Raw genomic sequence first — 12,356 nt, 5'->3', positions numbered from 1 at the left:
TTCGAGATCGGCGTCGGCGAAGACGATCACCGGGTTCTTGCCGCCAAGCTCGAAATGCACGCGCTTCAGCGTTTCAGCGCCCTGGCGCATGATCATCGAGCCGGTGCGGCTTTCGCCGACGAAGCCGATCGCCTTGATGTCGGGGTGCTCGGTCAGCGCGCGTCCGGCGTCCTCGCCAAAGCCGTTGACGAGGTTCCACACGCCCTTGGGCAGGCCGGCCTCCTCGGCGATCTCGACCAGCAGCCGCGCCGTCAGCGGCGACAGTTCCGCCGGCTTGTGGACGATGGTGCAGCCGGCGGCGAGCGCCGGCGCGATCTTCCAGGTCGACAGCATGAACGGCGTGTTCCACGGCGTGATCACGCCGACCGGGCCGATCGGCGCCCGCGTCGTCATGTTGACCTGGTTCGGCGCGCGGATGGTCTGGCCGTCGCGGGCCTCCGGCGCGCGGTCGCCATAGAAGCGGAAGTTTTCCGCGCCACGCAATGCCGCCTTGGCCATGAACTTCAGCGACTGGCCGGTATCCATGCATTCGACGAAGGCGATCTCCTCGGCGCGCGCGACGATGGCGTCGGCGATCCTGTGCAGCAGCTTCTTGCGGGCATCGCCCGATATCGCCGCCCACTCCTTGAAGGCGGCCTTCGCCGCCTTGGCGGCGCGGTCGATGTCGGCGGGCTTGCCGCGCGCCACCGTGGCGATCGGCTTCAGGTCGATCGGCGAGATCGTCTCATAGGTCGAGCCGTCGGCCGAAGGCACCGCCTCGCCGCCGATCTGGTTGAGCACGCCGTGCTTCCTGAAGCGCTCCAGATAAGCCTCGGCCTTGCGCAGATTGTCGTCCAGTGCCGCCATGGGTCTTTCCTGTTCTCTAGCGCTCAGTCACTTGCCACGCAGCCGCGGGTGGATGGCGTTCTTCTTCCAGCTGAGTTCGGCGTCGATCTCGCGGATCTCCAGCGACAGCGCGAAATGCGGCGTCGCGAACAGCGTCGCCAGATGATCGGACACCGCCGCGAAGATCGCTTCGCCTGCGCTCTTCTTTTCCGCCGCGCTGCGGCCCTTGCCGATACGGAAGTTCATGTCGATGAAGCCGTTCTCGGGCAGGCGGTCGGCGATCGCATAGGCCTCGGCGCGGAAGGCGCGCACGCGGACGGCGCCTGGTTCGAACAGGCCGGTTTCGAGGATGGTGCGCGAGACCAACTCGCAAAGCGCGCCCATGTCGACCTTCGCGTCGAGATTCGCGGAATATTCGATCGCCATATGGGGCAAAAGTTTCCTCCACCTTTTAATTAACATGTGAATTACATCTTGACGATCGAATGTCAAGCGTCGTTCTCTGTGTCCCGGCGGCGGGATTGCCGCTCCCGGCAAAATCGCGGACATAGCTGTGATCGGGGTGCTAATATTTACCGCGACTCGTACTGGATTGGATTTTTCGGAGACCTGATTTTGCTACCACCGAGCACTCGTCGCTCCCTGCCGATGGCTCTGCTTCGCGCCCGCGAGGTGATCATGGCGCATTTCCGGCCGATGCTCGCCCGCCACGACATCACCGAGCAGCAATGGCGCGTGCTGCGGGTGCTCGCCGAGACCGGTCCGCTGGAAGCGACCGAACTCGCCAACCGCGCCTCGATCCTGCCGCCCAGCCTGACCCGCATCATCAAGGCGATGGAAGAGCGCGAGTTCATCACCCGCAACAAGGTCAAGGACGACGGCCGCCGCGCGCTGCTCGCGATCAGCCCGGCCGGCCTGGCGCTGATCGAGGACCTGGCGCCGGAGCGCATCGCCATCTACGACGCAATCGAAAAGCGCTACGGCGCCGAGCAGCACGAGCGCCTGCTCGACATGCTCGAAGGCCTGATCCAGTCGGAGTCGACGGAACAGGGCTGAGTTTCGCGCGAGCGCCCCCTCATCCGGCCGCTTCGCCGCCACCTTCTCCCCGGCGGGGAGAAGAGAAAGGCGCCAGCGCTGGCGATCTCCACTCCCCCCTGGGGAGAGGTCGGATTGCCCCGAATTGCTCTTTGCAATTCGGTTGGCAATCCGGGTGAGGGGCGAGCTGGTCCTCACCCCCCAAAACTGCCGACCGCGCTCGGCTGCATGTAGTTGCGGCCGACATAGAGCAGCGCCGCCTCGTCGCTGCCGTGGCGGATGTCGACGACGCGGCCGAACATCACATTGTGCGTGCCGACCTTGTTCACAGCGCCGATCTCGCAGTCGAAGCTGACGATGGCATCGAGCAGCGCCGGCATGCCGGACGGCATGGTCTGCCAGCGCGCGGCTTGATAGCGCTCGGCCATGTCGCGAATCGCGCCGGCGAACTTTCCCGCCAGATGCATGTGCGACTGGGTGAGCACGTTGACGCAAAAGCGCTGGTTGGCGAGGAACAGGCCGGTCTGCGCCGAGCGCTCGTTCATGCACACCAGCAGCGTCGGCGGATCGTCGGATACGCTGCACATGGCGGTGGCGGTGAAGCCGCCGCGCCCCGCCGGGCCGTCCGTGGTGACGATGTTGACCGGCGCGCAGACCCGCGCCATGGCGTCACGGAATTCCAGCCTCGAGACCTGCGCCTCCATCGCCGGTCCCCCTAGTTTGCCGCGGCCGAAAGCGGCGGCAGCCAGGTATCGCCGGTCCAGCCCTTTTCGTCATAGTCGGCCATGCACTGGTCGACCAGTTCCTCCATCTGCTTCAGCCGGCCGCCGCGCTCGGCGCCCTTCAGCACCTGCAGCCGCACCTCTTCCGGCGCGCCGGCATAGTTGAGCTCGTAGAGCGCGTGGCGGCCGCCGAATTCTGTGCCGGTCGCGTCCCACAGGAGCTTCATGATCTTGATGCGCTCGACATGGCCCATGTCGTTGGAGCCGCGCACATATTGCGCCAAGTAGCGGTCGATCTCCGGATTGTCGAAATCCCTGGCCGAGGACGGCAGGTAGATCAGCCCCGAGGCGATCACCCGGCGCACCGTGTCGATGACGCGCGGATAGGCCTCCGACATGAAGGTGCGGTAGGAAAGCGCCGCTTCGAGATTGGGCAGCACCGCGCCGCTGGCCCACGGGATCGGGTTGTGCGCCATGGCGTTGGAAAAGCTCCAGAACATGTGGCGCAGCGCGATCACCTCGCCGAGTGCTGCCTGGTTGCCGCGGAAGGCGTCGCCGCCTGTGGCGCGCAGCGCCTTGGCGAGCAGGCCGCAGAGGAAGTCGAGCTTGACGGCAAAGCGCGTGCAGCCCTGGAAGCAGTAGCCGTGCATGAAGCCCGAGGCCGGATGGAAGGACAGGATCTTCTGCGCGTCGCGCAGCACCAGCACGTCCTCCCAGGGGATGAAGACATTGTCCAGCACCAGGATCGCGTCGTTCTCGTCGAAGCGCGACGACAAGGGATAGTCGAAGGGCTGGCCGACCGTATTGGCGGTCTGCTCGTAGGAGACGCGGCAGAACATCTTTATGCCCGGCGCGTTCATCGGCACGATGAACATCACCGACAGCGTCGGGTCCTCCGTCACCGTCGCCGAGCTTTGCGCCAGGAAATTGTAGTGGGTCAGCGCCGACGACGTCGCCACCACCTTGGCGCCCGACACCCAGATGCCGGCATCGTTCTCCTTGGTGATGTGCACGAACACGTCCTTCACGGCCTCGGCCGGCTTGTGGCGGTCGATCGGCGGATTGACGATGGCGTGGTTCATGAACAGGACTGCTTCCTGGGCGCGTTTGTGCCAGGCCAGCGCATTGTCCTTGAACGGGCCGTACCACTCGGCATTGGCGCCGAGTGTGTTCATCAGCGCCGCCTTGTAGTCGGGCGTGCGACCCATCCAGCCATAGGACATGCGCGACCAGTCGGCGATCGCGGTCTGCTGCTGGGCGAGTTCGGCGGCGGAGCGGGCGACGCGGAAATATTTATGCGTATAGCCGCCCGAGCCGGTATCGGTCGGCGCGGTCAGCGCCGCCTGCCGGTTGGGGTCGTGCAAGGCGTCATAGAGGCGGGCCAGCGAACGCGCCGAATTGCGCATCGCCGGATGGCTGGTGACATCGGCGACCCGCTCGCCATTGATATACACCTCGCGCCCGTCGCGCAGGCTCGCGAGATATTCGGCGCCTGTGAACGGCCGTTTCGTGTCGGCCCGGAAATCTTCCGATCGCATCATGATCCTCCCTTGATGGGTTGAGAGTAGCCGCAAGCCGCGCGATGGTTTATGGACGAAAGCGGAAAATCACTTGGACTTTTTCCGGCGCCCGATGAGCCAGACCGCCATTCCCGAATTCTTCGTCTACGGCGAGCCGGCGCGGGCGCTCGACGTCGGGTTCCTGCATGTCGAGACGGTGCAGGCGCGCGCTTCCGTGCATCGCGGCCAGGTTCTGGCGCACAAGCATCCGCAAATGGCGCAGATCACCTTTTGGACAAGCGGGCGCGGCACCTACCGGATCGAGGACAAGACCTGGAGTTTTTCCGCTCCCACCGTGAGCTTCATGCCGAGCGGCGTGGTGCATGGCTTCGACATCGAACCAGGCACCGATGCCATCGTCGTCTCGGTCGCCGATGCGGCGCTCGCGGTGCTCGCCGAGCAGTCCGCGCTGCCGCTCGACCAGCCGGTTTTCGTCACGGGGCGCGGCGAGGGCGCGCTGTGGGAGAGGTTGGGTAATACGGTCAGGATGATCCAGGCGGAATATGCCGACAGGCTGCCCGGCGTGGAAAGAATCCTGCCGCCGCTGATCGCGGTGGCGCTGTCGGGCATCGCCCGCCTCGATGCGCAATCGCATGCCATCGCGGTGCCGGCGGCGGTGGCGCTCGGCGGCCGGCTGCGGCGGCTGATCGACCGGCACTTCCGCGAGGACTGGCCGGTGGAGCGCTATGTCGAGGAACTCGGCACCACCCGCCACCTGCTCGACAAGGCCGCGCGCCAGGTGCTGGGCGCGGGCGTGCGCCAGGCGATCGGCGACCGGCGCCTCGTCGAAGCCAAGCGCCTGCTGCTCTTCACCATCCGCACGGTCGAGGACATCGCCTACGAGACCGGCTTCAATGATCCGGCCTACTTTTCTCGCTTCTTTCGACAGGCGGTTGGCTTGTCGCCGGCGGCGTGGCGGAGACAAAGAGTAAGTAGTGAGTAGTAGGTAGTAAACGGAGCGAGGATTGAACAAATGTTCGAACCGAAATTCTACTCATACTCACTACTCACTACTCACTACTCACTACTCACTACTCACTACTCACGCCGCAGCAGCCAACCCCGCATCCAGCGCCTCGCCGATCTTCGCCACATCGGCGGCCGAGATGACCAGCGGCGGCGACAGAATGATGGTGTTGCCGGAGACGCGCAGCATGACGCCGGCCTGGTAGGCGGCTTCGGCCACCACGGCCAATGTCTTCTTGTCGGCCGGCTTCTTGGCGGCGCGGTCCGAGACCAGCTCCAGCGCCGCCATCAGGCCCTGATAGCGCACGTCGCCGACCAGCTGATGCTTCGCCTTCAGCGCCTCCAGAACCTTGCCGAGCTCGACGCCGCGCGCCGCCGCGTTCTCGTTGACGGCGAGCCGTTTTGTTTCGGCGAGCGCCGCCAGCCCGGCCGCGCAGCCGACCGGGTGGCCGGAATAGGTGTAGCCGTGGCCAATGGCGCCGAAGCTCGTCTTGTCGGCCTCGAACACGTCGGCGACCTTGGCGCCGATCAGCGCAGCACCGAGCGGGAAGTAGCCGGACGTGATCGCCTTGGCGATGGTCATGAAGTCGGGTTTCGTGCCGGAGAGCCGCGAGCCGGACCACGCACCGGTGCGGCCCAACCCGGTCACCACCTCGTCGGCGATCAGAAGGATGTCGTGGCGGTCGCAGATCGCGCGCACCAGCGGCATGAAGCTTTCATGCGGAACGATGACGCCGCCGGCGCCGAGCACCGGCTCCATGATGAAGGCGGCGATGGTGTCGGCGCCCTGGAAGGCGATCTCGTCCTCGATCGCCCGCGCGCAGAGCTTCGCCAGCTTCGCCGGGTCGGTCTCGTCGAACGGGTTCCGGTAGGTCCACGGCGCCGGCGTGTGGAAGACGCCGGGCAAGAGCGGCTCGTAGTTGCGGCGGAAATTGGCGTTGCCGTTGACCGAGGCGCCACCGAAATGCGTGCCGTGATAGCCCTTCTTCAGCGCCAGGAATTTCGTCCGGTCGCCTTGGCCTCTTATCTTCCAGTATTGGCGCGCGAGCCGCAGCGCCGTCTCCACCGAATCCGATCCGCCCGAGGTGAAGAAGGCGCGCACCATGCCCTCCGGCGCGAACCAGTCGGTGAGCTCGTAGGCGAGCTCGATCGACGGACCGGTCGAGGTGCCGCGAAAGCCGGAATAGTAGGGGAGCGCATCGAGCTGCGCGGCCATCGCTTGCTTGATCGGGTCGCAGCTGTAGCCGAGGTTGACGTTCCACAGGCCACCGACCGCATCGAGCACGGTGCGTCCCTCGGCATCGGTGACCGAGACGCCGTCGCCCTTCATGATGATCTTCGGCGGCGTCGCCCGCATCTCGGCCGGATGCGCCATCGGATGCCAGATCGGCTTGGCGTTGTTCTCGGTGAGGAAGTTGATGTCACGCATCGGTGGGAACTCCGGTTTCCGATTGGGAGAGGGCAAGGCCGAAATGGCCAAGCGCCTCGGCATAGCTCTGCGCCGGCCGGGCGACGTCGAAATGCACGGTCAGCATGCCGGCGGCGATGGCGCCGTCGATGTTGCGCTGCTGGTCGTCGACGAAGACGCACGCGCCGAGCGGCAGCTCCAGCGCCTCGCCGACCATCGCGTAGGCGCGGCGGTCGGGCTTGAGGATGTGTGTGTAGGTGGCGTCGACGATCGTCTCAAACGGCGACAGCAGCGGCAGCCGCTGGCGGAAGCTGGTGCCGTAGAAGAGGTCGAGCTCGTTGGAGAGGATGGCCAGCCTGACGCCGGCCGCATGCGCCGTCCGGATCGCCTGCTCGGCCTCCGGCCGCACCACCGCTTGCGGGTCGGCGCCGCGCGCCCGCTGCACGAAGGTCGACATGTCCCGCCAGTCCTCGCCAACCAGCTGGCCGACCTCGCGCGTGCGCGTCCTCCAGTAGTCTCGCTCGCTGATCTCGTCCGCCTGCATGGCCCGCCACAAAGGATCGGAGGCCGGGTCGAACGGGCCGCGCCAGGCAAGCGTGCCCGGCGCCAGCCCCAGCGCCCGTTCGGTCAGCGCATGCGTCTCGAACAGCGTGCGGGTGACGACGCCGCCGAAGTCGAGCACCAGCGCCTTTGGCGAAGGACGGCTCATGCGGCGTGCCCACGGCCGGGCGGAACGATGCCCTCGGCGACCCAGCGGTCGAAGATCTCCAGCGCCTTGGCGCAGAAAGCGGCGTCGTTGATGTGCCCGGCGATCTCGTGCAGCTCGGCATTGGCAGGCACGCTGGCACGCATCTCCTCGACAAAGGCCGACAGCGCCTCTGGCTCATGCAGCGGCTCGCCTTCCTGGTCCCATTGCTGGATGCCGCCGGCGGGCAGGATGAAGGCGGTCGGGCCGGTCGCCGCGGCGAGCTTCTCGCCGATGGCGCGCGCGATCTCTTTGCGGGTCGAGGCGTCCGAGGTCACCGAGGCGAGCAACCGGTTGTGCGCATGGTAGGGCCGCTCGATGAAACGCGACGGCACCGTTTGCCAGGTCGGGAAATCCACCATGTCGATGGCGCCGGGCGCGACGATCTGCGGGATACCTTGCCGGCCCGCATTCTCCAGCCGGTCGGTGCCGGAATTCACCACCGAGCCGGTGAGCTGGTTGGCGAGTTCCTGCAGGCTGAAATCCATCACCGCGACAAAACCCTTTTGCGCCGCGATCGCCTCCAGCGCCCGTCCGCCCATACCGGTGGTGTGGAAGACGATCACCTCGTAGCCGCGCTTTTCCAGCTCCGGCTTCAGCCTCACCATATAGTGCAGGCAGCTTTTGCCGAGCGAGCTCATGCCGATCCGCGGCTTTGCCTGATCCGGCTTGACGACGGCCTGCGCGGCACCCACCACCGCGCCGCAGGCTTGCGACAGCACCGCCTTGCAGGCGCTGTTGAGCCCATAGAGCCCGCCGGCCCAAAGGATCATCATCAGGTCTGTGGCGATCCGCTCGGGCGGCAGGAGATGCGAATAGGCGATCGTCGAGACGACGAATTTCGGCACGCCGAGCGGCAGCGCCAGCGCGACGTCGAGCGCAAGGTCGGTGCCCATCGAGCCGCCGAGCGCGATGACGCCGTCGATCTCGCTTTTGTCGTGGAGCGCGCGCGCCAGCCGCGAGGCGCCGAGCGCCATCAGCGTCATCGCTGAGTTCTCGTCGCCGCTGGCGATGATCGCATCGATCGTCGTGTCGGCGGCCCTGGCCACGGCGTGCCTGTCATAGGCCGGCCGGTAGGGTGGGTCGCCGAGCACGCTGACGTCCATCATCACGGCGACGCCGCCGACCGCCTCGATGCGCTCGCGCATGAACAGAAGCTCGTCGGCTTTGGTGTCGCCGGTGCCGATAACCAGGATACGGCGTGTCTCCTCCACAGTCGGTTCTCCCTGCAATGTCGTTGTTGTCATGCCCGCTTGCGGCCCGGCAGCCTGCCGAAAAGCCGCTCGCTGATGCCGCGCGCCGCCGCGGCGACGCTGGCGCCGTGGCGCTCGATGTCGCCTTTCTGGATCCGCACCCGGGGTGCTGCGACCGCGATGGCGCCAATGGCCAGGCCGTCGGCGCCGAGGATCGGTGCCGCGACGCTGAGCACGCCTTCCTCATAGCCTTGCGAGCCGGTCGAATGGCCGCGCGCGCGGGCGGCGGCGATATGTTCGGCGAGCGTTTCGGCGTCGCCGATCGTGTAGGGCGTGAAGGCCGGCAGCGGTCCCGCGAGGACGCCGGCGCGGACATGCTCCTCGGTGAACGCCAGGAAGGCAATTCCCGACGCCGTCGCATGCAAAGGCAGCACCTCGCCAAGCTGCACGCTGACGCGGTTGGCCTTGGCCGATTCGATGACATAGACCGAGATCAGGCCGCGCTTCGAATATTCCGACAGATGCACGGTCTCGCCGGTCTCGGCCGCCAGCTGCTCGACCACCGGCACCGCCATGCGCAGGAACGGAAACTGCGCCTCGCGCATAAGCGCCAGCCGCGCGATGCCGGCGCCCAGCCGGTAAAGCCGCGTGGTCTCGTCCTGCTCCACCAGCCCGTGTTCGATGAGGGAGACCAGCAGCCGCCGCGTCGTCGCCTTGTCGAAGGCGGCGCGCCTGGCGAGGTCGGCAAGCGCCGTCTCGGGCGCGCCGCGACCGAGCATCTCCAGCAGCGAAATGGCTTTGCCTACCGTGCTCATCCAGGTCTGATCCTCCATCAGATACTTAACGTGCGAATTAACTTGACAGCAAGTCGATTCCTTTGCAAGTCTATATTCGAAATGTCGTTGCAAATAGTGAAACGATCATGGCCCGGCAGAAGGCCACGGCATTTCAGGGACACTTGGTTTCCGCGAGCGCGGATCTGGAGGGAAAGATGACGACAATTGAAGCCGGCGAAGCGAACCGGCTAAGGAAGAACAGCCTTGGCGTCGGCGCCATCACCTTCATGGTGATCTCGGCTGCTGCGCCGCTCACGGCTGTGGCGGGTGGAACGCCGCTCGGCATGCTGATGGGCAACGGCGCCGGCTTTGCCGGCACCTATCTCATCGTCACGGTCCTGCTGCTCTTGTTCGCTGTCGGTTACGTCGCCATGTCGCGCCATGTCGGCAATGCGGGCGCCTTCTATGCCTATGCGGCGCGCGGTCTCGGCGGCCTCGCCGGCGGTGCGACGGCGCTGATCGCCATCCTGTCCTACAACGCCATGCAGATCGGCGTCATGGGCCTGCTCGGTGCCGCGACCGCCGGCCTGTTCGCCGGCTGGGGCATCGCTCTGCCTTGGTGGGTGTGGAGCTTCATCGCCATCGCCATCGTCGCCGTGCTCGGCTACCGGCAGGTCGACCTGTCGGCCAAGATCCTGACCGTGCTGGTGCTTGCCGAATATGTCGTGGTGCTGATCCTCGACCTGACGATCCTCAAGACCGGCGGCGACAGCGGCCTGTCGGCAGCGCCGTTCAGCTGGAGCCAGATCACCAGCGGCGCGCCGGCGATTGCCATCCTGTTCTGCTTTGCCGCCTTCATCGGCTTCGAGGCGACCACCATCTACGCCGAGGAGGCGCGCGACCCCAAGGTCACCATTCCGCGCGCCACCTATTTCTCCGTCATCCTGATCGGCCTTTTCTACATGGTCACCGCCTGGCTGATGGCGGTCGGCGCCGGCGTCGACAAGCTGCTGCCGGACTTGCAGGGCCTGCAGGATCCGACCACCTTCCTGTTCGGCCTGTCCGACCGCTATTCCGGGACGGCGCTCACCCACGCCATGAGCATCCTGTTCGTGTCGAGCCTGTTCGCCGGGGTGCTGGCGTTCCACAACGCGGTCGCCCGTTACATCTATGTCGCCGGTCGTGAGAAGCTGCTGCCGCAGACCATCGGCGTGACCCATTCGGCGCACCAGAGCCCGCATGTCGCCTCGGTTATCCAGACGGTGCTTGCCGCTGTTGTCGTCGGGCTCTTCGCCGTGCTCGGCCTCGACCCGGTGCTGGCGCTGTTTTCGTGGCTGACCAATGTCGCGACGCTGGGCGTCATCGTGATGATGGCGGTGGCCTCGCTGGCCGTGGTGATGTACTTCCGCGCCAATCCGTCCGGCCAGGAAAACGCGCTGAAGACGACCATATTGCCTGGGCTGACCTTCATCGCCTTCGTCATCATCATCTACCTGATCGTCATCAATTTCGGCAGCCTGTCCGGCGCAGGCGGCTTCCTCGGCGTGTTCCTGCCGTCGCTGGTGCTGATCGCCGCCGTTGTCGGCCTGTTGCTGGCGAGCGCATTGAAGGGCCGCGATCCGGTCGCCTTCGACAATCTCGGCGTGCCGCTGAAGGATTGAGACAGACAAGGGGCGGCGCCTGGCGCCGCCCTTCCATCGCAAAGGGAGTGACGGCATTGAGCTTTGCCGACGAGATCACCGTCGAGGCGCTGGAAGCCGATCCTTACCCGATCTACGCCGAACTGAGGCGCAGCGCCCCGGTCGCCTATGTGCCGGCGGTCAACCTCTGGTTCGTCACCCGCTGGAAGGATGTCGAGACCGTCGCCAAGTCGCCCGATATCTTCTCGGCAGTGGTCGGCACGTCGCCGGTCGAGCGCTCTTTCGGCAAGCCGACCATCCTGACCACCGACGGCGAGATTCACAAAGACCTTCGCCAGGGCGTCGATCCAAAATATCGGCCGCGCACCGTCGCCTCCTATGCCGGCGACCTGGTGCGCTCGGTTGCCGAACCGTTTCTCGACCAGATCGCCGAAAAGGGCTCGGCCGAGCTGATGGCAGACTATTTCGAGCCGGTGTCGACGCTCAGCCTGGCGCGCTCGCTCGGCCTCGACGACATCGACATGCCGACCTTGCGGCGCTGGTTCTATGGCCTCGCCCAGGGCGCCATCAATTTCGAGAACGACCCGAAGCGGCAAGAGGTCGCCCATGCGATCAGCGCCGAGGTCGGCGCCGCCATCCTGCCGACGCTTGAGCAACTCGCCCGCGAGCCCGACGACTCGGCGCTTTCGCACATGCTGCATGACGGCATGCCGGATGGGAAAACCCGTCCAATCGATTTCCTGATGCCGAGCATCAAGGTCATCCTGCTCGGCGGCATGCAGGAGCCCGGCCATGGCGCCGGCTCGATCCTTGCCGGCCTGCTCGCCCATCCCGAACAACTGCGGCAAGTGCTCGACGACCCCGACACCTTCGTGCCGAAGGCGGTCGACGAGGGCCTGCGCTGGGTGGCGCCGATCGGCACCCAGACGCGCCAGACGACACGCGCGGTGGAGATCGGCGGCGCCGTGGTCCCCGCCGGCGCGCCGGTCGCGGCGCTGGTCTCCTCGGCCAGCCGCGACGAAAGCCGCTTCACCGACCCCGATCGTTTCGACATCCATCGCGACGAAGGCAACCACGCCGCCTTCGGCTTCGGCCATCATTTCTGTTCCGGCCGCTTTTTCGCGCGCGAGCAGATGTGCCTGGCGCTACGGTTGTTGCTCGAGCGCTTCCCGGACCTGAAACTGGTGCCCGGGAAGGAACCGGTGTTCCGCGGCTGGGAGTTCCGCGCGCCTACCACCCTCAATGTCGCCTTCGGAGCCGCTGCCCAATGATCAGCCAGACCACCATCGACACGCTGCGCAAGGCCGAGGTCGGCGCGCGAAATCTGTTCATCGATGGCGTCCAGACGGCAGCCGCGACCGGCGCCACCTTGCCGGTGATCTCGCCGATCGACGGACGTCCCTTCGCCAGCATCGCCGACGGCAATGCCGCCGATGTCGATCGCGCGGTGCTCGCTGCCCGCAAGGCCTTCGAGAAGGGGTCCTGGT

13 protein-coding genes are annotated in these 12,356 nt (G+C 66.2%); 5 read left to right on the top strand and 8 right to left on the bottom strand.

What is annotated here, in order from left to right:
- Positions 1-846: aldehyde dehydrogenase family protein (locus tag EN780_RS15990; RefSeq protein WP_128274673.1), on the bottom strand; the 846-nt coding region annotated here is incomplete at its 3' end.
- Between the two features lie 27 nt (positions 847-873).
- Entirely contained in the window at positions 874-1,260 is a 387-nt protein-coding gene (locus EN780_RS15985; RefSeq protein ID WP_128274672.1) for a 5-carboxymethyl-2-hydroxymuconate Delta-isomerase, read from the bottom strand.
- A gap of 213 nt (positions 1,261-1,473) precedes the next feature.
- Here EN780_RS15985 and hpaR point away from each other — a divergent pair, with 213 nt between their 5' ends.
- Positions 1,474-1,881 (top strand): homoprotocatechuate degradation operon regulator HpaR, encoded by a 408-nt coding sequence (hpaR, locus tag EN780_RS15980; protein ID WP_245499989.1) that lies wholly within the window; start codon positions 1,474-1,476, stop codon positions 1,879-1,881.
- 173 nt (positions 1,882-2,054) lie between these two features.
- On the opposite strand, the gene EN780_RS15975 is transcribed toward hpaR, so the two are convergent.
- Complete coding sequence (locus EN780_RS15975) at positions 2,055-2,564, bottom strand: flavin reductase (protein ID WP_127312152.1); 510 nt, start codon at positions 2,562-2,564, stop codon at positions 2,055-2,057.
- A gap of 11 nt (positions 2,565-2,575) precedes the next feature.
- Entirely contained in the window at positions 2,576-4,120 is a 1,545-nt protein-coding gene (locus EN780_RS15970; RefSeq protein WP_128274675.1) for a 4-hydroxyphenylacetate 3-hydroxylase N-terminal domain-containing protein, read from the bottom strand.
- Positions 4,121-4,193: 73 nt separating this feature from the next.
- Here EN780_RS15970 and EN780_RS15965 point away from each other — a divergent pair, with 73 nt between their 5' ends.
- Positions 4,194-5,084 carry a helix-turn-helix domain-containing protein gene (locus tag EN780_RS15965; RefSeq protein WP_348631260.1) on the top strand — a complete coding sequence of 297 codons (891 nt, stop codon included), beginning with the start codon at positions 4,194-4,196 and terminating at the stop codon, positions 5,082-5,084.
- 99 nt (positions 5,085-5,183) lie between these two features.
- On the opposite strand, the gene EN780_RS15960 is transcribed toward EN780_RS15965, so the two are convergent.
- The 4 genes from EN780_RS15960 to EN780_RS15945 are packed head-to-tail and all read right to left on the bottom strand — an operon-like array spanning position 5,184 to position 9,268.
- The gene (locus tag EN780_RS15960) at positions 5,184-6,536 is read right to left on the bottom strand and encodes an aminotransferase class III-fold pyridoxal phosphate-dependent enzyme (protein ID WP_128274670.1); all 1,353 of its coding nucleotides are present in this window, start codon (positions 6,534-6,536) and stop codon (positions 5,184-5,186) included.
- Positions 6,529-7,224: an HAD-IA family hydrolase gene (locus EN780_RS15955; protein ID WP_128274669.1), complete on the bottom strand. Its 696-nt coding sequence runs from the start codon at positions 7,222-7,224 to the stop codon at positions 6,529-6,531. Before EN780_RS15955 ends, EN780_RS15960 begins: the two co-directional genes overlap by 8 nt.
- Positions 7,221-8,507, bottom strand: a complete 1,287-nt coding sequence (locus tag EN780_RS15950; protein WP_128274668.1) for a Tm-1-like ATP-binding domain-containing protein — start codon at positions 8,505-8,507, stop codon at positions 7,221-7,223. The genes EN780_RS15955 and EN780_RS15950 overlap by 4 nt, the downstream gene beginning before the upstream one ends.
- Positions 8,504-9,268 carry an IclR family transcriptional regulator gene (locus EN780_RS15945; protein ID WP_128274667.1) on the bottom strand — a complete coding sequence of 255 codons (765 nt, stop codon included), beginning with the start codon at positions 9,266-9,268 and terminating at the stop codon, positions 8,504-8,506. The genes EN780_RS15950 and EN780_RS15945 overlap by 4 nt, the downstream gene beginning before the upstream one ends.
- A 176-nt stretch (positions 9,269-9,444) precedes the next feature.
- Between EN780_RS15945 and EN780_RS15940 the strand changes: the two genes are divergently transcribed.
- The 3 genes from EN780_RS15940 to EN780_RS15930 form a co-directional block, all read left to right on the top strand.
- Entirely contained in the window at positions 9,445-10,890 is a 1,446-nt protein-coding gene (locus tag EN780_RS15940) for an APC family permease (protein ID WP_128274666.1), read from the top strand.
- A gap of 56 nt (positions 10,891-10,946) precedes the next feature.
- Entirely contained in the window at positions 10,947-12,140 is a 1,194-nt protein-coding gene (locus EN780_RS15935) for a cytochrome P450 (RefSeq protein ID WP_128274665.1), read from the top strand.
- Positions 12,137-12,356: aldehyde dehydrogenase family protein (locus EN780_RS15930; protein WP_128274664.1), on the top strand; the 220-nt coding region annotated here is incomplete at its 3' end. The genes EN780_RS15935 and EN780_RS15930, both read left to right, overlap by 4 nt.

The sequence above is a fragment of the Mesorhizobium sp. M4B.F.Ca.ET.089.01.1.1 genome (genome assembly GCF_004022605.1).
Classification (GTDB): Bacteria; Pseudomonadota; Alphaproteobacteria; order Rhizobiales; family Rhizobiaceae; genus Mesorhizobium; species Mesorhizobium abyssinicae.
The sequence above is the reverse complement of the archived record's forward strand: the minus strand, read 5'-3'. Positions and strand labels throughout refer to the sequence as shown.

Bases quoted from the DNA above. Each gene is read 5' to 3' on its own strand.
- hpaR (WP_245499989.1), top strand. From the start codon at position 1,474: ATGGCTCTGCTTCGCGCCCGCGAGGTGATCATGGCGCATTTCCGGCCG.
- EN780_RS15975 (WP_127312152.1), bottom strand. From the start codon at position 2,564: ATGGAGGCGCAGGTCTCGAGGCTGGAATTCCGTGACGCCATGGCGCGG.
- EN780_RS15970 (WP_128274675.1), bottom strand. From the start codon at position 4,120: ATGCGATCGGAAGATTTCCGGGCCGACACGAAACGGCCGTTCACAGGC.
- EN780_RS15960 (WP_128274670.1), bottom strand. From the start codon at position 6,536: ATGCGTGACATCAACTTCCTCACCGAGAACAACGCCAAGCCGATCTGG.
- EN780_RS15955 (WP_128274669.1), bottom strand. From the start codon at position 7,224: ATGAGCCGTCCTTCGCCAAAGGCGCTGGTGCTCGACTTCGGCGGCGTC.
- EN780_RS15950 (WP_128274668.1), bottom strand. From the start codon at position 8,507: ATGACAACAACGACATTGCAGGGAGAACCGACTGTGGAGGAGACACGC.
- EN780_RS15945 (WP_128274667.1), bottom strand. From the start codon at position 9,268: ATGAGCACGGTAGGCAAAGCCATTTCGCTGCTGGAGATGCTCGGTCGC.
- EN780_RS15940 (WP_128274666.1), top strand. From the start codon at position 9,445: ATGACGACAATTGAAGCCGGCGAAGCGAACCGGCTAAGGAAGAACAGC.